We start from the raw sequence: 20,444 nt of genomic DNA, 5'->3' as shown, positions 1-20,444 counted from the left end.
ATGTCCCAGAGTCCCCAGATCCTTTTCCACGGCGGCGATGTGCTCGAACCCGGCACGGGCGAGCTGCTGCGCGGCCACGACGTGCTGGTTGAAGGCGAGCGCATTGCCGCGGTCGGCCCGGCCATCGATGCCCCCAACGCACAGCACATCGACGCGCGCGGCAAGACCGTGATGCCCGGCCTGATCGACTGCCACGTGCATGTGCTGGCCTCGCTGGCCAACCTCGGCCTGAATGCGGTGCAGCCCAACGTGCTGGTAGCGATCCGCGCGCTGCCGATCATGCAGCGCATGCTGGAGCGCGGCTTCACCACCGTGCGCGATGCCGGCGGCGCCGACTGGGGCCTGTCGCAGGCCGTTGCCACCGGGCTGGTGCCGGGACCGCGCATCTTTGCGTCGGGCAAGGCGCTGTCGCAGACCGGCGGCCATGGTGATTTCCGCCCGCGCTCTGACGTGCTGGAACCCTGTTCGTGCGCCTTCCGCGCCGGCGCCATCGCGCGCGTGGTGGACGGCGTCGACGCGGTGCGGCTGGCCGTGCGCGAAGAAATCCAGAAGGGCGCCAGCCAGATCAAGATCATGGCCTCGGGCGGCGTGGCCTCGCCCACCGACCCGATCGGCAACACCCAGTACAGCGAAGACGAGATCCGCGCAATCGTGGCCGAAGCCGAAGCCGCACAGACTTATGTGATGGCCCACGCCTACACCGGCCGCGCCATCACGCGCGCGGTGCGCTGCGGCGTGCGCACCATCGAGCACGGCAACCTGGTCGACCGCGCCGCCGCCGACGAGATGCGCAGACACGGCGCCTTCGTGGTGCCGACGCTGGTCACCTACGACGCGCTCGCGCGCGACGGCGCCCGCCTGGGCCTGCCGGCCGACTCCGTGGCCAAGATCGAGACCGTGCGCCAGGCCGGCCGCGACTCGCTGCGCATCTATGCCGATGCCGGCGTGCCGATGGGCTATGGCTCGGACCTGCTGGGCGAGATGCACGACCACCAGTCCGAAGAGTTCCGCATCCGCGCCGAGCTGCTCGGCAACCTGGAAGCGATCCGCTCGGCCACCTCGATCGCCGCCGCCATCCTGCAGCGCGAAGGCGAGCTTGGCACCGTGCGCGCCGGTGCGCTGGCCGACCTGCTGCTGGTCGACGGCAACCCGCTGGCCGATATCGGCCTGATCGCCGGCCAGGGCGAGCGCCTGAGCGTGGTGATGCAGGCCGGCCGCATCCACCGCCGCGCCGGCTGATCCGGGCGGCGCGCCCCACCCGCTGGCCCGCGCCCGCGGTCTATCATGGGGGCTTCTCTGACCGGAAGCCCCCATGCGCATTTCCCCGCTCCCGCCCCTGCCCAACCTGGTCGCGTTTGAAGCCGCGATGCGCCACGGCAGCTTCACCCGCGCCGCGGCCGAACTGCACCTGACCCAAAGCGCGATCAGCCGCCAGGTGGCCCAGCTGGAAGACTTTCTCGGGCGCAAGCTCTTTATCCGCGAACCGCGCGCGCTGCGCCTGACCGTCAGCGGCCAGCGCTATGCCGAGGTGGTGCAGCGCCTGCTGGTGGGCTGCGCCGAAGCGACCGAAGACGTGATGAAGGTGCGCAGCCATACCGCCCTGACGGTGGCGTGCTCCAGCGGCGTGGCGGTGCTGTGGCTGACGCCGCGGCTGGCCTCGTTTCGCGAGGCGCACCCCGAAATCCAGCTGCGCCTGACCGTCAACGACAGCCTGGCGTCACTGTCGCCGGCGGAGTTCGATATCGCCATGTACTACCTGCGCGAGGGCCCGCCGCCCGGACTGGCGGCGCGACGGCTGTATGGCGAGGAAGTGTTCCCGGTGTGCGCGCCGGGCTATCTGAACGGCCGCACGCTGGCCCCGGCCGCGCTGGCCAATGAAACGCTGCTGATGCTCGACGACGGCCAGCGCCAGTGGATGTCCTGGCAGACCTGGCTGGCCAACCAGGGCCTGCCCGATGCCACGCTGCGCAACGTGCTGACCTCCAACCAGTACCCGATCCTGCTGCAGCTGGCCATGGAAGGTCAGGGCATCGTGCTGGGCTGGCGCCATATGATCGACGCGTGCCTGCGCGAAGGCCTGCTGGTGCGCGCCAGCGAGGCCAGCGCCAGCCTGGGCGGCGGCTACTACGCGGTGTGGCCGCGCGACCGGATGGAACCGGCCGCGGCGCGCGCGTTCCGCAGCTGGCTGGTGCGGCAGGCGACGCCTGCACCAGCCTGATTGCTCAGGAACCCGCCTTGTAGTTCGTATCCTTGACGATCTTCGCCCACCTTGCCGCATCCTCGGCAATGGTCGCGGCGAACTGCTCCGGCGTGCCGCCCACCACCTCATAGTCGATCGCTGCCAGGCGCTGCTTGATCTCGGGCTGCGCCAGGATGCGGTTCACCTCCTGGTTCAGCCGCGTGACGATTTCCTTGGGCGTGCCAGCCGGTGCCAGCAGCCCCGCCCAGGAATTGAAGGCCATGCCGTCATAGCCGGCCTCATGCATGGTCGGCACGTCCGGCAGCGCGGGCGAGCGCTTGGACGCGAACACCGCCAGCGGGCGCAGCTTGCCGGCCTTGATCATCGCCATGCCGTTGAACGGGTCGATGGTCATGTCGACCTCGCCCGCCACCACCGCCTGCATCTGCGGCCCGGTGCCGCGGTAAGACACGCTGACGACGTCCGGCGTGCCCGCCGCGGACTTGAAGGTGGCACCGATCAGCTCAATCATGCTGCTGCCGGCCGACAGGCTCAGCGGCTTGGTCTTGGACTTGGCCAGCGCTACGAACTCCTGCACGGTCTTGGCCGGCACCGACGGATGGACCACCATCACGAAGCCGATATTGCTGATCTGCGAGATCGGCGCAAAGCTCTTCAGCGGCTCATAGCCCGCCTTGTACAGCACCGGGCTGAGGGTCTGCGCGCCGGCGCTGTTCAGCAGCAGCGTGTAGCCGTCCGGCGCCGCGCGCGCCACGATGTCCGTGCCGATGATGCCGTTGGCGCCCGGGCGGTTTTCCACCACCACCGACTGCTTGAGCGCTTCGCCCAGCTTCTGCGAAATCAGCCGCGCCACCACATCGGTGGCCCCGCCTGGCGCAAACGGCACCACCATGCGGATGGGCTTGCTGGGATAGGTGTCACTCCAGGCCAGCGCGGGCATCGCGCCCAGCATGGCGGCGCACAGCATCAGGCGGCGGCGCGAGTTCGGTTTCATCGGGTTGTCTCCTGGACGGCGGTTGTCGGAAGCCGGCACCGGCATGGCCAGCCATGGCTGGCACCTGCCTTTATTCATATTTGTGAATTGGATTTTACGCACATAAATTATCCCGTCAACCGAGGGTATGTGCGGACAGGCGAGTGCTGCCATGCGTTTACATGCTGCTCGGCCTGTCGCCTGAGGCTGGCGGCGTCTACACGCTATGCACTAGGGCGAGCCGCGGGGGGCGCCAGCGTTGGTGCATACGCCCGGCGCGATCGCCGCGGCGGCACTTATGCGGAAAGTCAGAGTCTTCTGCCGTTCAGGGAAGTCGGCCGGCGCCATTCCCTGTCAGAAATTGTTTCCACATTCACCTCTCGAACTGTGGGAGTTGGTGAACTGATATGGCATCGGACGGCAACAGCAACTTGCCTGCCGCCTCCCCGTGCGCGACTCAGCTATTGCAATCACACGCTGTTCCCAAAGCTTGGGACACCCCGCACGCTCATACCAGCTACCAACGAATCCGCATGCCAAGATTCCCCGTCCATGCCTGGCGGTAGTCGCCCGACACATCGGTCAGGTAATCCACCTCGGCATACAGGCTGACGCGCTCCTGCACGCGGGCCGCCACGCCCAGGCCGAACTGCAGCGAGGTCGAGCCGAAGCGCGTGGGCACGGCAGCCGCACCGTTGTACACGGTCTCGTCAGTACCGGAGAACTCGCGCCACAGGTTGACGCGCAGGTAGGGCTCCACCAGGCGGCCGCCGGAGTCGAAGGTGCGCTTCAGCCGCAGACCAAGCCGGCCCACGTAGGCGTTCGATTCATTGAAACTGACTTGCGCCGCGCCGTCGTTGAAGCCATTCATCGACACGAACTGGGCAATGAGCTGCGCCTGCGGCTCCAGCGTCAGCCCGCTGCCGAGCGCCAGCGGATAGCCGCCTTCCAGCGACAGCGTGGTAGCGGTGCCGCGGGTGCTGCTGTCCATGCCGTCGCGCGACTTCATGTCGGCGGACAGCCAGGTGACCATGGCCACGGCGTCGGTGTACCAGTTGGTGGGGCCCACGTGGGTCCAGTAAGCGCCCAGGCTGTAGCCGTCGATATCCAGCGAGCCGCTGAGCAGGCCGGACTGCGCCAGCGTAAAGCCGCGCACATCGCCCTTGGCCCGCGCATAGCTGGCGAGCACGCCGACGCGGTCCTGGTGCTGGCTGTCGCGCTGCCAGGTGTAGAGATCCTGCCCCAGTTGGAAGCCCGCGATGTGGCCGTCGAACTGCGGCGCGGCGTCACCGCTGTAGCGGTTGTCGGTGCTTTCGCCGAAGACCCGGCCCCAGGCACCGGTCCAGGCGCCCTTGCCGGTCAGCAACGACTGCTCGCCCTGGCGCTGGTGGAAGGTGTCAAGGGTGGTGATCGCCAGCTGACGCGACGTAGCCACCACTGCGCTTTGCACCGCCACCTCGGCGCGGTAGATCGGCACTTGCAACGGCGCGTCCTGCGGTTGCGCCAGCACGATCGCGGAGGGCAGCACCACCGGCGCGCCGGGGGCCTGCTGCGGTATCGGCTGCTGCGCGGTCACCACCGGGACGGTCGAGCGCAGGTACCAGTTGTCCTGCGATCCGCTGCTGACGCCGCCCTTGTACAGGAAGTACTGGTACGGGCCAGCCTTGACCGTCTGCGGCATGCTGAACGCGGCGGCATCACTGGTCGCGCCGTTGGTGGCCTGCACCACCATGATGCCGTCTGCAACAGTCTCCGCCCCGCCGCCGCCCACATTGTTGACCGACAGCAGCGACTGGCCGCCGATGCGCCCCTGCGACACGATCAGCCGGTCGGCCGCAGCGCCGTCGCCGGCCAGCACCGCATCCACCTTCAGCGTGCCGCCGTTGCCGGTGTAGTTGCCGGCGATAGTGAGCCGGTTGGCGGCGCTGCCGCCGGTGAGGTCGATGGTGCCGGCATTGGTCACGCTGGCAAGCTGCCCGGCGGTGATGGCGCGGATGGCCGCCGCCGTGCCCGGCACTGCCTTCAGCGAGCTGGTGGCATCGAGCGTCAGCGCGCCCGTACCGGTGCCGCTGTCGCCGAGCACCAGGTCGCCGTCCATCGACAGGCCGGAGCCGCGCTGCAGCGCCATCGATTCCCAGTTGACAAAGCGCGCCACGCCGCCGGCCTGCGCGTTGTCCAGCGTCAGCGCATCCGCGCCCAGGCCGCCGTCGAAGGTGGCCGTCGGCGCCAGCTTTGCAGCATCCAGATTGCGCAGCGTGGCGGTGTCGTTGTCCGGGCCCATGTCGATGCGGCCCAGCACGGTGCCGCCGCCGTCCCATGTCAGCGTGTCGCTGCCGAAGCTCAGCAGCGCCGAGCCTTCGAGCCGCCCGCCGGTGATGGTGAGGCTGTCGGTGCCGCCGCTGACGCTGATGTTGCCCCCGATCACGCCGCCGGACAGGAGGATGGTGTCGTTGCCAAAACCCGCCACCAGGTTGCCGCGGATGGTGCCGCCTGACATGTCGAAGATGTTGTTGTCCAGCTTCATGTCGACGCGGCCGATGGTGCCGCCGGTCATGGTCGCGACGTCGCCGTCTTCGAACGCGCCCACGATGGTGCCGCCCGACATGAAGAAGGTGTCGCGGGTATCGCCCTGCTGCAGCGAGCCGATCTGGCCGCCGGTCATGCGGAAATCGTCGGACATGGCGCCCTGTGCCACCGCACCCGTGATGACGCCATCGGAGATGACGGCGCGGTTGCGGCCATCGCCCTGGCTGACGGCACCCTCGATCCTGCCGCCCTCCATGGTGAAGCTGTCCGCGCCCGCACCGAACTGCACGGCATTAGCGCCGCTGCCCTGGATATTGCCGCTGTTGACCAGGCTGCTGTCGCCGCCGCTCAGCGACACGCCGGGGCCAGCCGTGCCGGTGACCTGGCCGCGGTTGACCACCGCGTTGCCGCTGCCGACGCCGAGCACGCCAGTGCCGCCGCTAATCGTGCCGGTATTGGCCAGCGTGTTGCCGTCGCCGGCCAGCGATACCCCGGCGAACCCGGCTGCGGCGGTGATCTGGCCGGCGTTGGACAGCGTACTGGCGTTGCGCAGGCGGACCGCATCGGCACCGGCGACGTTGAGCGCCGCACTCTGGTCCACGGCGACGTTCACGTTGCTGCTGCCTGCCACGGCGTCGATCCGCTGCGGGTCGGGGTTGGGCGCGCCGCTGTTGCAGGTCACGGTCTCGCCGGAGGCCGGGTTGTACGGGTCGCCGGTGCCTGTCGTCGTCACGCAGGCGGCGTGAACCTTGCAATTCAGGGCAGAAGCGGCAATCAGCGACGCGTAGACCAGATGTCTAGCCACGATGGTCCTCCCGGGGGCGTTTGTTTTTCGTTATTCGGGCAAGAGCAAGTGCAGCTCTCGTCTATGAGCCGCAAATATGCATTACCGGTGGCATCATCCGTATTGAATTATTTTGAGGAGTGATTTTCGAAAGATAAAAGGAACCCTCCATCTGTATGTTTTTCTACAAATGGGGATCTGGAGGTCTTGATGTGAAATTACGCCATTCTTGCTGGATGAGAACTCGGCTCATATATTCCCAATCAGATTTGTCGCTCAACAACTTGTTGCGACAATCTGAAAGCAACACTATGGCCGTACTCGCATCTCCTCCGGGTTTGAACGAAAGGACGCGACGGCAAGCATGAATAATGGCGCCAAAATGCCGGCCTCCACTTGGCGGTGAACAGCACCACGCCCACGCCGGTGGTGACGCGCAGCTGGTGGCGCATGGCCGAGCGCGTCGCAGCCCGGTCGTTGGCGGGCCGACGCGAGGCTGAGGGAAAGCAGGGCTATCGAGAGACGATGTCCTTCCTCATTGGCCCTAGCATGCCGAGCAGTTCTTTCTGTTCCTGAGGCGGAACCTTGAATTTGGTGAGCGACTTCACCAGGTCTTCCACCAGCGCATCGAACTCGGCATTGGTGATGCCCATGCCGGCGTGGGCGGTCCTCATGTCACGCCCGGAGTAAGTGCATGGCCCCCCTGCGCCAGCACAAATCTGTTCAACCAGTCTAGTCTTCAGGCGCGGAATATTGGCCGTGGCGAACTTCGCATTGATGCGCGTGTCGGCAGCAACATTTCCAACAAAATCGTCGACGACCGCGGTAATTGCCTGCATGCCACCAAGCCGTTCATATAGCGAAGACGTGGCTGGCTTCGGCTTGTCCGGCATGGCGCAACCGCCGAGTCCAATCAATGCGGCTAGCAGAACGCCGTACAGGGAAGGTGAAATGCGCATGGTCGTCTCCTCGTGCAGGATTCAGACTCCCCCGGACAGATTTGAAAACAGTTGCTGGCGCAATCGGCAATGATGAACTGCCGACGCCGGCTGATATGGGCAATTCCGCTGGTTCAGCATAGCAGATTGCGGGGCTTTCTCATGGCCCTTGCGAGCAGGGAAATCCGCCGCTATCCGGATGCTCGAAGGCGCGTCACAGCATTGATCGCTACCATGGAATCGGCTGGCGATCGCGGAAGAAGCCGCCGGTGGGACCATCGTCGGGCAGCGTTGCCAGCCAGATCACCGTGTCGATGCACTGCTCCGGCGAGCGCGGCGCATCGGGGCCGCCCAGGTCGGTGCGGCACCAGCCGGGGCACACCGAGTTGACCTTGATACCGCGATCGGCCATCTCGGCGGCCAGGATACGCGTGACGGCATTCAGCGCCGTTTTCGAGATCCGGTAAGCTGGCACGCCACGGCCCATCTCCGCCAGTTGTCCCATGCCCGAAGCCAGGTTGACCACCCGGGCGGCGCGGCTGGCGCGCAGCAGCGGTGCCAGCGCCTGGGTAGTCCGGAGCACGCCGAACAGATTGGTTTCCAGGGTGCGGCGCAGGGTCTCGAGCGGCAGTTCGAGCAGGCTGGTGTGATAGTGGTCGAGTGAAACACCAGCGTTGTTGATCAGCACGTCCACGCGCCCGAAGCGTTCGGTCAGCCAGTTGGCCAGCGCGGCCGCCGAGCCTTCTTCCGTGACGTCAAGGCGGTGGCATGCGATCGGATGCTCCGCTAGCCGGAGCTCTGCCTCAAGCCCCGCGAGGTCCGCCGGCGTGCGCGCCGTGGCGACGACCAGATGGCCTTCAACAGTGGCCAGACGACGCGTGGCTGCGCGGCCCAGGCCGCGGCTCGCGCCAGTGATGACGGTAATCGGTTGGTTGGCCATGCCTGAGGTCCTCCTCGCTGGCGCAGATAACCATCTATACACCGTCGACTGCGACTTTTGGCAGCGGCTTTCCGCATCCCGGCCTGATTTGAAACAGGGATGCCGGAACAAATCCGGACCGAATTGGTTCTAATTTAAGAAATACCGGTGGCGACAATGCTCAGACTTAGCAAGCTGACTGACTATGGCACGGTGATCATGACGCACCTGGCGCGAAACCCGGGCCGGATCTACAGTGCCGCCGAGGTCGCCGCCGCGATCGGTGTGGCGGCTCCGACGGCAAGCAAGATTCTGAAAATGCTGGCAAGGCACCACTTGCTGGAGTCGTTGCGCGGTGCCAATGGCGGCTACCTGCTGGCACGACCGCCGGAACAGATTTCGATCGCACAAGTGATTGACGCCATGGAAGGCCCGGCCGGCATGACCGAGTGCAGTGTCGCTGCCGGCCTGTGTGCGCAGGAAGGCCTGTGCGCCATTCGCGCCAACTGGCAATCGATCAATCGAGTCATCTTTAGCGCACTGAATGGCGTGACGCTGGCGGATATGGCGCAACCGGTATTACACCCGGTGGATATCGGCGCCTTGCATGCCCGACGCGCAAACGGGCCGCAAGCTGACATTTTGTGATTCAGGTGACAGTGGCAAGCGAAGGCAGACCATGGCAACCCCGGCACGCAAGCTCGATGAACTGATCAGCCAAGGCTATAAGCATGGCTTCTACACCGCCGTTGAGACGGACACGGTGCCGTGCGGGCTGGATGAGGACGTGATCCGCATGATCTCGGCCATCAAGGGCGAGCCGGAGTTCATGCTGGAGTGGCGTCTCAAGGCCTTCCGCCACTGGCTGACGATGTCCGAGCCGCACTGGGCGACGGTGACGCACCCGCCCATCGACTACCAGGCAATCGCCTACTATGCCGCGCCGCGCTCCCAGAAGGCCGGACCGAAGTCGCTGGCCGAGGTCGATCCGGAGTTGCTGCGCACCTACGAAAAGCTGGGCGTGCCGCTGCACGAGCGCGAGCTGCTTGCCGGCGTGGCCGTGGACGCGGTATTCGACAGTGTCTCGGTGGCCACCACCTTCAAGCAGAAACTGGGCGAACTCGGCATCATCTTCTGCTCGTTTTCCGAGGCGGTGCGGGACCATCCGGCGCTGGTGCAGCAGTATCTCGGCTCGGTCGTGCCCTATACCGACAACTTCTTCGCCACGCTCAACTCCGCCGTGTTCAGCGACGGCTCGTTCTGCTATATCCCGCCCGGGGTACGCTGCCCGATGGAGCTGTCGACCTACTTCCGCATCAATGCCAGCAACACCGGCCAGTTCGAGCGCACCCTGATCATCGCCGACCAGGGCGCTTACGTCAGCTACCTGGAAGGCTGCACCGCGCCGATGCGCGACGAGAACCAGCTGCATGCCGCGGTGGTGGAGCTGATCGCGCTGGAAGACGCACAGATCAAGTACGCGACCGTGCAGAACTGGTATCCGGGCGACAAGGATGGCAAGGGCGGCATCTATAACTTCGTCACCAAGCGCGGCGACTGCCGCGGCGCACGCTCGAAGATTTCGTGGACCCAGGTGGAGACCGGCTCCGCCATCACCTGGAAGTATCCGAGCGTGATCCTGCAGGGCGACGATTCGGTCGGCGAGTTCTATTCGGTCGCGCTGACCAACCACTACCAGCAGGCCGACACGGGAACCAAGATGACCCACCTCGGCAGGAACACCAGGAGCACCATCCTTTCCAAGGGCATCTCGGCCGGCCACGGCCAGAACGCGTATCGCGGGCTGGTGAAGATGGCCCGGAGCGCGGTCGGCGCGCGCAACTACTCGCAATGCGATTCGCTGCTGCTGGGCGACAAATGCGCCGCCCACACCTTCCCATACATCGAGGTGAAGAACGCCACCGGCCAGGTCGAGCACGAGGCCTCCACCTCGCGCATTGGCGAGGACCAGTTGTTCTACTGCCAGAGCCGCGGCGTCAGTGCGGAGGATGCAGTCTCGATGATCGTGAACGGCTTTTGCAAGGAAGTATTCAAGGAGCTGCCGATGGAATTCGCGGTGGAAGCCCAGAAGCTGCTGGGCGTGAGCCTGGAAGGCAGTATCGGATGAAAGAAGGCCGCCATGCTTGAGATTCGCAAGCTGCATGTCAGCGTAGACGACAAGCCCATCCTGCACGGCATCGACCTCAGCGTGAAGGCCGGCGAGGTGCACGCGATCATGGGCCCGAACGGTTCGGGCAAGAGCACCCTGGCCCACGTGCTGGCCGGGCGCGACCGCTTTACCGTGACAGAGGGCGAAGTCCTCTATGACGGCACCAACCTGCTTGGCATGCCGCCGGAGGAGCGCGCCCGCGCGGGCATCTTCCTCGCTTTCCAGTATCCGGTTGAAATTCCCGGCGTCTCCAATATCTACCTGCTCAAGGCGGGGCTCAACGCAATCCGCAAGCACCGCGGCGAGCCGGAGCTGGACGCTATGGATTTTCTCGCCCTGGTCAAGGACAAGCTCCAGCTCATGGAGATGGACCAGGACCTGCTTTACCGTTCGGTGAACGAGGGCTTCTCAGGCGGCGAGAAGAAGCGCAACGAGATCCTGCAGATGGCAGTGCTGGAGCCGCGGCTCGCCATTCTCGACGAGACCGACTCCGGCCTCGACATCGATGCGCTCAAGATCGTCGCCAGAGGCATCGAGGCCATGCGCAGCCCGCAACGCGCGATTGTGCTGGTCACGCACTACCAGCGCCTGCTCGACTACATCGTGCCGGACCAGGTCCACGTGCTTGCGCAAGGCCGCATCGCCAGGTCCGGCGGGCCGGAGCTGGCGCGCGAACTGGAGCGGCACGGCTATGCCGCGATGGAGTCTTCGACATGAGCGCAAGCGGACTGGAGCACTATCTCGCCGAGTTCGCCCGCGTCGAGGGCGCACTGCCCGGCCGCCGTCTGGGCTGGCTTGCGCACGCGCGGCGGCAGGCGCTGGATCATTTTGCCCAGGCCGGGTTCCCGACGCTGCGCCAGGAGGACTGGAAATACACCAGCGTGGCCGCACTCGAGCGAAGCCGCTTTGCCGTGGCACTGCCGCAGGCCGGCGACAGCCTGGACCCCGCGGTGGCAGCCCGGATCGAGACGCTTGCCCTGGCCGGCGCGCACCTGATGGTGTTCATCAATGGCGCGCACCAGCCGCAATGGTCGCGCATCGGCACCCTGCCTGCGGGCATGGAGCTGGCCAGCCTCGCCGCGATGCTGGAGCGCGCGCCGGACTGCCTGGAAGCGCTGCTGTTGCGTCGCGCAAGCGACTACCCGTCCGGCTTCGCCGCCTTGAACATGGCGTTCATGACCGACGGTGCCTATATCCGCGTGGCGGCCGGCATCGTCCCGGAACAGCCGATTCACTTGCTGTTCCTCGCCACGGCTGGCGAGGTGGCAATCCATGCGCGCAACCTCGTGGTGGCGCAAGCCGGCAGCCAGGTCTGCATCGTGGAGCACCACGCGGGCCTGGATGGCGTGGGCTATTGCACCAATACCATCACTGACATCGTTGCCGAGCGCGATGCTCTGGTCGAACATCACAAGCTGCAGCAGGAGAGCCTCAAGGCCTTCCATATCGCCGGCGTGAACCTGGACCAGCGGCAGGGTAGCCGCTGCGCCTCCAGTTCCTTTGCCCTGGGCGGCGCCCTGGCGCGGGTCGACATCGAAGTCGGGCTCAATGCCGAGCATACCGAGTGCTCGCTGGACGGGCTGTATATGACCGCGGGGCGGCAGCATGTCGACCACCATACCCGCGTCGACCACGCCAGCCCGCACAGCAAGAGCCGCGAGTTGTATAAGGGCGTACTGGCGGGCGCCTCGCGCGCCGTCTTCAACGGCAAGGTGGTGGTACATGCCGATGCCCAGCACAGCGATGCGCACCAGTCCAACCGCAACCTGCTGCTGTCCGACCAGGCCGAGGTCGACACCAAGCCGCAACTGGAGATCTATGCCGACGACGTCAAATGCGGCCACGGCGCCACCGTCGGCCAGCTCGACGCCGAGCAGATCTACTACCTGCGCTCGCGCGGGATGGACGATGCCGCGGCGCGTGCCCTGCTGACCTTTGCCTTCGCCGAAGAGGTCGTCAGGCGGCTCGGCCCGGCCCCATTGCGCACGCGGCTGGAAACGCTCTTGCGCGGCAAGCTGCCTGAGCCTGTGAAGGAGCTGCCATGAACACGGCAGCGCATGAACTGATGGCCGTGGAGCGCGCCTTGCCGGTCGCCAGCCTGGAGGTAGAGCGGCTGCGGCAGGATTTCCCGATCCTGCGCCAGACCATCAACGGCAAGCCGCTGGTCTACCTGGACAACGCCGCTACCACCCAGAAGCCGCAAAGCGTGATCGCTTGCGAGGCGCATTACTACGGCGCGCTCAACGCCAATATCCACCGCGGCGTGCATACCCTGAGCCAGCGCGCCACCGATGCCTACGAGGCCGCGCGCGACGCAGTGCGAGACCTGATCAGCGCCGCCGGGCGCGAGGAAATCGTGTTCGTGCGCGGCACCACCGAGGCCATCAACCTGGTGGCGGCAAGCTTCGGCCAGCGCCTGCGCCCGGGCGACGAGATCCTGATCAGCGCGATGGAGCACCACTCCAATATCGTGCCGTGGCAACTGGCGTGCCAGCGCACCGGCGCCTTGCTGCAGGTGGCGCCGATCAACGATGCCGGCGAGCTGATGCTGGAGGAGTTCGCGCGATTGCTCGGCCCGCGCACCAGGCTGGTCGCGCTGACGCACCTCTCCAACGCGCTGGGCACCGTCAACCCGGTGCGGCACATCATCGAGCTGGCGCATGACCATGGTATCCCGGTGCTGATCGATGGCGCCCAGGCCGTTCCGCACCTCAAGGTCGACGTGCAGGCCCTCGATTGCGATTTCTACGCGTTTTCCGGGCACAAGCTTTACGGCCCCACCGGCGTCGGCGTGCTCTACGGCAAGGCCGCGCTGCTCGATGCCATGCCGCCTTACCAGGGCGGCGGGGACATGATTCGCGAGGTCACGTTCCGCAAGACCACATACAACGAGCTGCCTTACAAGTTCGAGGCCGGCACCCCCAATATCGCCGGCGTCATCGCACTTGGCGCCGCCATCGGCTATGTACGCGCGCTCGGCCTGGAAGCCATCGCCGCCCACGAGCACGCGCTGCTCGCCTACGCCAGCGCACAGGCAGCGAAGATCGCCGGCCTGCGCATGATCGGCACGGCAGCCGACAGGGCGAGCATCCTCTCGTTCACGCTGCACGGCATCCATCCCCACGATGTCGGCACCATCCTCGATCAGCACGGCGTGGCGGTCCGTGCCGGCCACCATTGCGCCATGCCGGTGATGGAGCGCTTCGGCGTGCCGGCCACGGTGCGCGCATCCTTCGCGCTGTACAACACGCGTGAAGAAGTGGATGCACTGTTTGCTGCCGTGCGCGCGGCACAGGAGGCATTCGCCTGATGCCTGACCTGCGCAACCTCTACCAGGAAGTGGTCGTCGACCACAGCCGCTCCCCGCGCAATTTCGGACGGCTGGCGGCAGCGAACCGCAGCGCCGAGGGCTTCAACCCGCTGTGCGGCGACCGGCTGACGCTGTACCTGAGAATCCGCGACGGGGTGATCGAGGACGCCAGCTTCGAGGGCTCGGGCTGCGCCATCTCCACTGCCTCTGCGTCGCTGATGACGGAAGCGCTCAAAGGCAAGACCGAGGCCCAGGCGCGAGTCCTGTTCTACAGCTTCCACGCGCTGGTGACCGGAGAGCCGGGGCAGTCCGAAGTGCCGATGGGAAAGCTGGAGGTCCTGGCCGGCGTGCGCGAGTTCCCGGCACGCGTGAAGTGCGCCACCCTGGCCTGGCATACCATGCAAGCCGCTTTGGAGAACAGCGCCAGGCCGGTCTCAACGGAGTAAAACCATGAGCATGATCGATTGGCTGCACAAGGCCAGGGACCACGAAGACAGGTTCGAGGCTGAGCCGGACAGCCTCGAGGGGCGGGTGATAGCGGCCTTGCGCACAGTGTACGATCCCGAAATCCCGGTCAATATCTACGACCTTGGCCTGATCTACCAGCTATCGGTGGACGAAGCCAGCGGCAAGGTGGGGATCCGCATGACGCTGACCGCGCCGGGCTGCCCGGTGGCGCAGACCTTCCCCGGCGTGGTGGAGAGCGCCGTGATGGAAGCCAGCGGGGTGGACGAGGTCGAGGTGGAACTGGTGTGGGACCCGCCCTGGTCGAGGGAACGGATGAGCGAGGCGGCACGCCTGGAACTGGGGCTGCTCTGAGATGAGCGAGTGGATCGATGTCGCCCGAGCCGAGGACTTCGCGCCCGGCACTTGCCGCAGCGTCGATGTCGATGGCGTCCAGGTCGCGGTATTCAATGTGGATGGCACTTACTACGCCATCGAGGACCTCTGCTCGCATGAGGCCGAGCCGCTCTGCGGCGGCGACGTGGAAGGCCAGGAAGTCGTCTGCCCGCGCCACGGCTCGCACTTTTCCCTGCTGACGGGCGAGGCGCTGTCCCCGCCCGCCTACGAGCCGGTGGCGACGTTCCCGGTCCGGGTGGCGGACGGCAAGGTGCAGGTCAGGGACGAGCGCGGGGAATAAGCGCACGCCCCGATCAGTCACCTGGCCTGGGGCGGCCTGGACGCGCTGTCACCAGGCGGCACCGCCTTGCCATCCCCGCCGATCCCGCCTCTAATAGTCTTGAGTACCGTCCAGGCGACCAACGACGGCCAGGAGGCGAAATGCGCTGCACCAGTTGCGGTTTCGCGAACCTTGCGGGAGCCAACTTCTGTGAGGCGTGCGGGGCGAAGCTTGGCCGAGCCTGCCCTCAGTGTGGCGAGGAGGCCACTGCAGCCGCGAAGTTCTGCCGCGCTTGCGGCTTTGCGCTGTCCGACACACCGGCCGGCACCGTTTCCATGCCAATGCCGGCCGCGGCCACGGCCCCGGTCCTCTACACCCCGCCCCACCTTGCCGGGCGCATCCTGGCCGAGCAGGCGGCAATGGAGGCCAGGGGCGAGACTGCCGGCGAGCGCAAGACCATCACCGCGCTGTTTGCCGACATGGCGGGCTCGACCGCGCTGACGCAGGACCTCGACCCCGAAGACGCGCGCCGGCTGATCGACCCCGTGGTGACGCTGATGATGGAAGCCGTCCACCACTATGAGGGCTATGTGGCCAAGTTCCTCGGCGACGGCATCCTGGCGCTGTTCGGCGCCCCGATTGCCCACGAGGACCATGCCTTGCGCGCGCTCTACGCGGCGCTGCGCATGCAGGACGCGATGCATCGCCACAGCGACCGGGTGCGGCTGGAGCAAGGCATCCCGCTGCAGATCCGGATCGGCGTCCATACCGGCGAAGTCGTGGTGCGCTCGATCCGCAAGGATGACCTGCACACCGACTACGATCCGGTCGGGCACACCATCCATATCGCCTCGCGCATGGAGGGGATTGCCACGCCGGCGTCGATCCTGGTCAGTGAATCGACCCACAAGCTCACCGAAGGCTATTTCGAGTTCACCGCGCTGGGGACCACCCATGTCAAGGGCGTGCGGGATCCGCTCGCGGTATATGAAGTCGTCGGCCTGGGCGCCTTGCGCACGCGCCTGCAGGTGGCGGCGCACCGCGGCCTGGCCAGGTTTGTCGGGCGCCAGGATGAGCTGGCGCACTTGCACGCGGCGCTGGGGCAGGCCAAGGCGGGGCACGGGCGCATTGTTGCAGTGGTCGGCGAAGCGGGGGTCGGCAAGTCCCGGCTGTTCCATGAATTCAAGGTCAGGTCGCAGCAGGGCTGCCTGGCGCTGGAGACCTTCTCGGTCTCGCACGGCAAGGCGTTTGCCTACCTGCCGCTGATCGAGATGCTGAAGAGCTATTTCCAGATCACGGCGCAGGACGGCGACCGCAGCTGCCGCGAAAAGATGACCGGCAGGCTGCTGACGCTGGACCGTTCGCTGGAAGAACACCTGCCCTACCTGCTCTACCTGCTCGGCACCATCGAGCCCGACTCGCCGTTGCCGACCATGGACCCGACCATCCGGCGCCAGCGCACCTTCGAGGCGATTGCGCGGCTGCTGGTCCGGGAAAGCCTAAACCAGCCGCTGGAAGTCATTTTCGAAGACCTGCAATGGCTGGACGGTGAGACCGAGGCCTTCCTCAACATGCTGATCGACCATGTGCCCGGCGCGCGGATCCTGCTGCTGGTGAACTACCGGCCGGAGTACAGCCATCGCTGGAATGCGGACGGGCATTATTCGCAGCTGCAGCTGCAGCCGCTGGGGCAGGCGGAGGCGCAGGAACTGCTGACGGCCCTGCTCGGGGACGACCGCAGCCTGGTGCCGCTGAAGCGGCTGATCCTCGACAAGACCGAAGGCAACCCCTTCTTCATGGAGGAAGTGGTCCAGACCCTGGCCGAGGAAGGCGCGCTGCTCGGCCAGCCCGGCTGCTACCGCATCGAGACCGCGCCGGCCCTGCTCCATATCCCCACCACCGTGCAAGGCGTGCTGGCCGCCCGTATCGACCGGCTGCCGCTGGCCCAGAAGGAGCTGTTGCAGACCCTGGCCGTGATCGGCAAGGAGTTCCCGCTGAGCCTGGTCCTGCGCGTGACCGGCTTGCCAGAAGACCACTTGCATCCGCTGCTGTCCGACCTGCAGGCTGCGGATTTCATCTACGAACGGCCGGCATTCCCTGAGGTCGAGTACGCCTTCAAGCACGCGCTGACCCAGGAGGTGGCCGGCAGCTCGCTGCTCACCGAGCGGCGCAGCGCCTTGCATGAAAGCTCCGCCCAGGCCATCGAGGCGCTCTTCCATGGCCGGCTCAAGGACTACTGCAGCGAACTGGCGCACCACTATAGCAACAGCGGCAACATCCCGAAGGCGGTCGAGTACCTGCACTGCGCCGGCCAGCAGGCCCTGCTGCGCTCGGCGCAGGCCGAAGCGATCCGGCACCTGAGCACCGCCATCGACCTGCTCAAGCGGCAACCCGACAGTGCCGAACGCGCGCGCCAGGAACTGACGCTGCTGCTTGCGCTCGGGCCCGCCCTGATTGCGGCCAGGGGCCAGGCATCGCCCGAAGTCGAGGGCAATTACCGGCGGGCGCTGGCCTTGTGCGAGCAAGGCCAGCAGACGCCCTACCTGTTCTCGGCACAACTGGGGCTATGGGCCTTCTATCAGCTGCGTGCGCAATACCAGGTCTCGCTGCCTTTGGGCAAGCGGCTGCTTGCGCTGGCCATGAAGTCGCAGAAGCCCAAGCAGCTGGCGGAGGGCCATCGCGCGATCGGCGCCACGCTGTTCCGCCTTGGCATGCTGGACGCCGCGCGCAAGCATGTTGAGGCGGTGCTCGCGGTGCCGCATCCTGAGCAACCGGCGTACGACTTCCTGACGGGCTACGGGCGCGACCCGGCCGTCCACGCCACCAGTACGCTGGGCTGGATCCTGTGGTACCAGGGGTTGGCGGACCAGGCACTGGCGCGCTGCCAGGAGGCGCTGGCCATGGCCCGCTCCCGCCCGGATGCGTACAACCTTGCGCTGTGCCTGGTGTTTGCCGCGGAACAGCATCGCTGCCGGCACGAAGTCCGGCTGACACAGGAATACGCCGAAGCCGCCATCGCCATCTCGGGCGAACAGGGTTTTCCGATCTACCTGGCGTGGGGCACCGTGCTGCAGGGCTGGGCCATGGCGGAGCTGGGCAGTCACCAGGAAGGCATCGCGCTGATGCGCCAGGGCGTGGCCGCCTATGAGGCCACCGGCGGCAGGCTGGGCATGCCGAACCTGCTGGCCCTGGTTGCCGATGCCTGCGGCAAGGCCGGCCAGATCACCGCCGCGCTGGACGTGCTAACGCAGGCACAAGCGCTGGTGGAAGAGACCGGAGAGCGGCTCGACGAGGCAACCGTGTACCGGCTGCGCGCCGAGATTCTGCTGCAGCTGTCGGCAGAGCGCCCTCCGTCGCCGGCCGCGCAGGAGGAAGCCGAGGCCTGCTTCCAGCGGGCCATCACGGTCGCCCAGGAACAAGGTGCAAAGCCGCTGGAGCTGCAGGCCACCCTGAGCCTGGCCCGGCTGTGGCGGCAACAAGGCAAGGTCGACGCGGCGCGTGAAGTGCTGGCGCGGGTCCACGGCAGCTTCAGCGAGGGCACCGACACCGCGGACTGGCAGGAGGCCCAGGCGCTGCTTGCAGCGCTGGCGGCCGACCTGGCCAATACCCCGGAGCGCCCCCACGCATGACCTCGACGCCAGGCCTCCCCCTGCAAGACCGCTTCATCGCGCTGTGGACACGTGCGGGCGGCACGCACGCGGCCGACGCCTATGCAGATCTCGCCCGTTGCTACGGTGAGCCGACGCGGCACTACCACACCCTCGACCATGTCCGCCGCTGCCTGCAAGACCTGGACTGGGCGCGCAGCGCGATACCGGATACCGACGAGGTGGAACTGGCGCTCTGGTGCCACGACGTCATCTACGTGCCCGGCGCCACGGACAACGAGCAACGCAGCGCCGCATGGTTGCGCCATTGGTCGGCTGGCAGCATCGCCGCCGCCGCGCGCGTGGCCGCCCTGATCCTGGAAACCACCCACGCCGAAGTGCCGGCTAGCCTGGCCGGCCGCTTCACCGCCGACATCGACCTGGCGGCGCTGGGCTGCAGCCGCGCGCGCTTCCAGGAAAATGGCGCCAACCTGCGCGCCGAACGCACCGACCTGGACGACGCCGCCTATGACGCCGCCGAGCGCGCCTTCCTGGGTGCGCTGCTGGCCAGCCCGCGCATCTACACCACCGACCTGTTCCAGGCGCGCTACGAGGCGCAGGCACGGGCCAACCTGACGTGGCGACTGGCGCAGCCGGCCTGGCCTACAGGAACTCTCCGCTGATATCGATGCTGGAGCGCTGGCCCACGCTGTCGTAGTGCTGCTCCAGCCACCGGCTCGCTTCTGCGCGGCCCTTGTCGCGCAGCGAGCACAGGAAATCCCAGTCGGCGTTGTACTTGGTGGAGACCCCCAGCGCGGCCATGGTCTGGTCCGAGCGGATCGAATGGATCCACACCTCCTTCATTTCAGTGCCGTCGAGCTTGCCCTGCTGGATCAGCGACGTGACGAAGGCAATGGCGCGCATCTCGCGCATCAGCGACGAGTTGAAGCTGACCTCATTGACGCGGTTCAGGATATCCGCGGCCGTGGTCGGCACGCCGTGGCGCACGATCGGGTTGATATGGACGATCACCACATCGTGGGTCTGGCAGTGATAGATCAGCGGGAAGATCGCCGGGTTGCCGACATAGCCGCCATCCCAGTAGTGCTGGCCGTCGATGCTGACCGCCTGGAACAGCGTGGGCACGCAGGCCGAGGCCAGCACGGCGTCGATGCTGAGTTCCTCGGGCGGGAAGATGCGTATCCGGCTGGTCTCGATATTGGTCGCACACAGGTACAGCCGGATCGGGCAATGCTCGCGCAGTGCCGCAAAGTCGACCTGGCTGCCGAGCACGTCGCGCAGCGGATTGAGGTTGTTGGGATTGAACTGGTACGGCGACAGCAGGCGCAGCGCGATGTCGGCCATCGCATACATCGGCGAATGGTTCAGGCCCAGCGTATGGCTGCTCTTGAACCAAGGCAGCCACCGGAACGGGTTGTAGCGCTGCGCCGAGTGCGCGATCGCCTCCCAGAAATCATGCAAGGCCAGGCGTGCGCCGTCACTGCCGCCCTGCAGCAGCCCGTAGGCCAGCACGGTGGCGTTCATGGCCCCGGCACTGGTGGCGCTGACGCCTTCGATCGCCAGCCTGCCGTCCTCCAGCAGCCGGTCGAGCACGCCCCAGGTAAAGGCGCCATGCATGCCGCCGCCCTGCAGGGCGAGCGCCACAGGCTTGGGTTGTGCAGGCTCTGGCTGCATGCGTTCTTCCCTTCAGCGGCGGCAACCCGCCATGCTCAAGTGTAGGGAAGAACTGTGCGTGCAGCGTAGTGCCGGACGCGCGCAGTGGCACACAGCAGGTATGCCCTGGCCAGATGGGAGCCAGGGCCGCATGCTCCGGCGCTGGCGCATAACGCAACTGAGCCAGGCTGCGGCCAGGTACTACAATGGCCGCATAAAAGCAGAACAGCTTTCCTTCGTGCG

The 20,444-nt window shown here is 66.5% G+C and carries 17 protein-coding genes; 12 read left to right on the top strand and 5 right to left on the bottom strand.

Annotated features, from left to right (window positions below):
* Both AC3WVS_RS00885 and AC3WVS_RS00880 read left to right on the top strand, forming a co-directional pair.
* Window positions 1-1,239 (top strand): metal-dependent hydrolase family protein, encoded by a 1,239-nt coding sequence (locus tag AC3WVS_RS00885; protein ID WP_492316969.1) that lies wholly within the window; start codon window positions 1-3, stop codon window positions 1,237-1,239.
* Between the two features lie 73 nt (window positions 1,240-1,312).
* The gene (locus tag AC3WVS_RS00880) at window positions 1,313-2,218 is read left to right on the top strand and encodes a LysR substrate-binding domain-containing protein (protein ID WP_492316968.1); all 906 of its coding nucleotides are present in this window, start codon (window positions 1,313-1,315) and stop codon (window positions 2,216-2,218) included.
* 4 nt (window positions 2,219-2,222) lie between these two features.
* Here the strand turns inward: AC3WVS_RS00880 and AC3WVS_RS00875 are convergent, their stop codons facing one another.
* The 4 genes from AC3WVS_RS00875 to AC3WVS_RS00860 form a co-directional block, all read right to left on the bottom strand.
* Window positions 2,223-3,194, bottom strand: coding sequence for a Bug family tripartite tricarboxylate transporter substrate binding protein (locus AC3WVS_RS00875; protein ID WP_492316967.1), 972 nt, complete (start codon window positions 3,192-3,194; stop codon window positions 2,223-2,225).
* A 496-nt stretch (window positions 3,195-3,690) separates the two neighbouring features.
* The gene (locus tag AC3WVS_RS00870; protein ID WP_492316966.1) at window positions 3,691-6,504 is read right to left on the bottom strand and encodes an autotransporter family protein; all 2,814 of its coding nucleotides are present in this window, start codon (window positions 6,502-6,504) and stop codon (window positions 3,691-3,693) included.
* Between the two features lie 491 nt (window positions 6,505-6,995).
* A complete protein-coding gene (locus tag AC3WVS_RS00865) occupies window positions 6,996-7,442 on the bottom strand; it encodes a group I truncated hemoglobin (RefSeq protein ID WP_492316965.1) in 447 nt (148 codons plus the stop codon).
* Window positions 7,443-7,650: 208 nt separating this feature from the next.
* Window positions 7,651-8,361, bottom strand: a complete 711-nt coding sequence (locus AC3WVS_RS00860; protein WP_492316964.1) for an SDR family oxidoreductase — start codon at window positions 8,359-8,361, stop codon at window positions 7,651-7,653.
* 156 nt (window positions 8,362-8,517) lie between these two features.
* Here AC3WVS_RS00860 and AC3WVS_RS00855 point away from each other — a divergent pair, with 156 nt between their 5' ends.
* The 10 genes from AC3WVS_RS00855 (at window position 8,518) to AC3WVS_RS00810 (ending at window position 19,210) form a co-directional block, all read left to right on the top strand.
* Entirely contained in the window at window positions 8,518-8,988 is a 471-nt protein-coding gene (locus AC3WVS_RS00855; RefSeq protein ID WP_492316963.1) for an SUF system Fe-S cluster assembly regulator, read from the top strand.
* A gap of 31 nt (window positions 8,989-9,019) precedes the next feature.
* Window positions 9,020-10,468, top strand: a complete 1,449-nt coding sequence (gene sufB / locus AC3WVS_RS00850; protein WP_492316962.1) for a Fe-S cluster assembly protein SufB — start codon at window positions 9,020-9,022, stop codon at window positions 10,466-10,468.
* 12 nt (window positions 10,469-10,480) lie between these two features.
* A complete protein-coding gene (gene sufC / locus AC3WVS_RS00845) occupies window positions 10,481-11,227 on the top strand; it encodes a Fe-S cluster assembly ATPase SufC (RefSeq protein ID WP_492316961.1) in 747 nt (248 codons plus the stop codon).
* Window positions 11,224-12,555, top strand: coding sequence for a Fe-S cluster assembly protein SufD (gene sufD, locus AC3WVS_RS00840; protein WP_492316960.1), 1,332 nt, complete (start codon window positions 11,224-11,226; stop codon window positions 12,553-12,555). Before sufC ends, sufD begins: the two co-directional genes overlap by 4 nt.
* Entirely contained in the window at window positions 12,552-13,820 is a 1,269-nt protein-coding gene (locus AC3WVS_RS00835; RefSeq protein WP_492316959.1) for a SufS family cysteine desulfurase, read from the top strand. Before sufD ends, AC3WVS_RS00835 begins: the two co-directional genes overlap by 4 nt.
* Entirely contained in the window at window positions 13,820-14,266 is a 447-nt protein-coding gene (gene sufU / locus AC3WVS_RS00830) for a Fe-S cluster assembly sulfur transfer protein SufU (RefSeq protein WP_492316958.1), read from the top strand. The genes AC3WVS_RS00835 and sufU overlap by 1 nt, the downstream gene beginning before the upstream one ends.
* A 4-nt stretch (window positions 14,267-14,270) precedes the next feature.
* Window positions 14,271-14,639, top strand: coding sequence for an SUF system Fe-S cluster assembly protein (locus AC3WVS_RS00825; RefSeq protein WP_492316957.1), 369 nt, complete (start codon window positions 14,271-14,273; stop codon window positions 14,637-14,639).
* A gap of 1 nt (window position 14,640) precedes the next feature.
* Window positions 14,641-14,961, top strand: a complete 321-nt coding sequence (locus AC3WVS_RS00820) for a Rieske (2Fe-2S) protein (protein ID WP_492316956.1) — start codon at window positions 14,641-14,643, stop codon at window positions 14,959-14,961.
* Window positions 14,962-15,101: 140 nt separating this feature from the next.
* On the top strand, window positions 15,102-18,569 hold the full coding sequence (locus AC3WVS_RS00815; RefSeq protein WP_492316955.1) for an adenylate/guanylate cyclase domain-containing protein: 3,468 nt from the start codon (window positions 15,102-15,104) through the stop codon (window positions 18,567-18,569).
* Window positions 18,566-19,210, top strand: a complete 645-nt coding sequence (locus AC3WVS_RS00810; protein WP_492316954.1) for an HD domain-containing protein — start codon at window positions 18,566-18,568, stop codon at window positions 19,208-19,210. The genes AC3WVS_RS00815 and AC3WVS_RS00810 overlap by 4 nt, the downstream gene beginning before the upstream one ends.
* Here AC3WVS_RS00810 and AC3WVS_RS00805 read toward each other — a convergent pair.
* Window positions 19,191-20,222: a patatin-like phospholipase family protein gene (locus AC3WVS_RS00805; protein ID WP_492316953.1), complete on the bottom strand. Its 1,032-nt coding sequence runs from the start codon at window positions 20,220-20,222 to the stop codon at window positions 19,191-19,193. The genes AC3WVS_RS00810 and AC3WVS_RS00805 overlap by 20 nt on opposite strands.
* Window positions 20,223-20,444: the final 222 nt, after the last annotated feature.

The organism is Cupriavidus sp. CPT47-8839-RL05A, assembly GCF_058792255.1.
The sequence above is the reverse complement of the archived record's forward strand: the minus strand, read 5'-3'. Positions and strand labels throughout refer to the sequence as shown.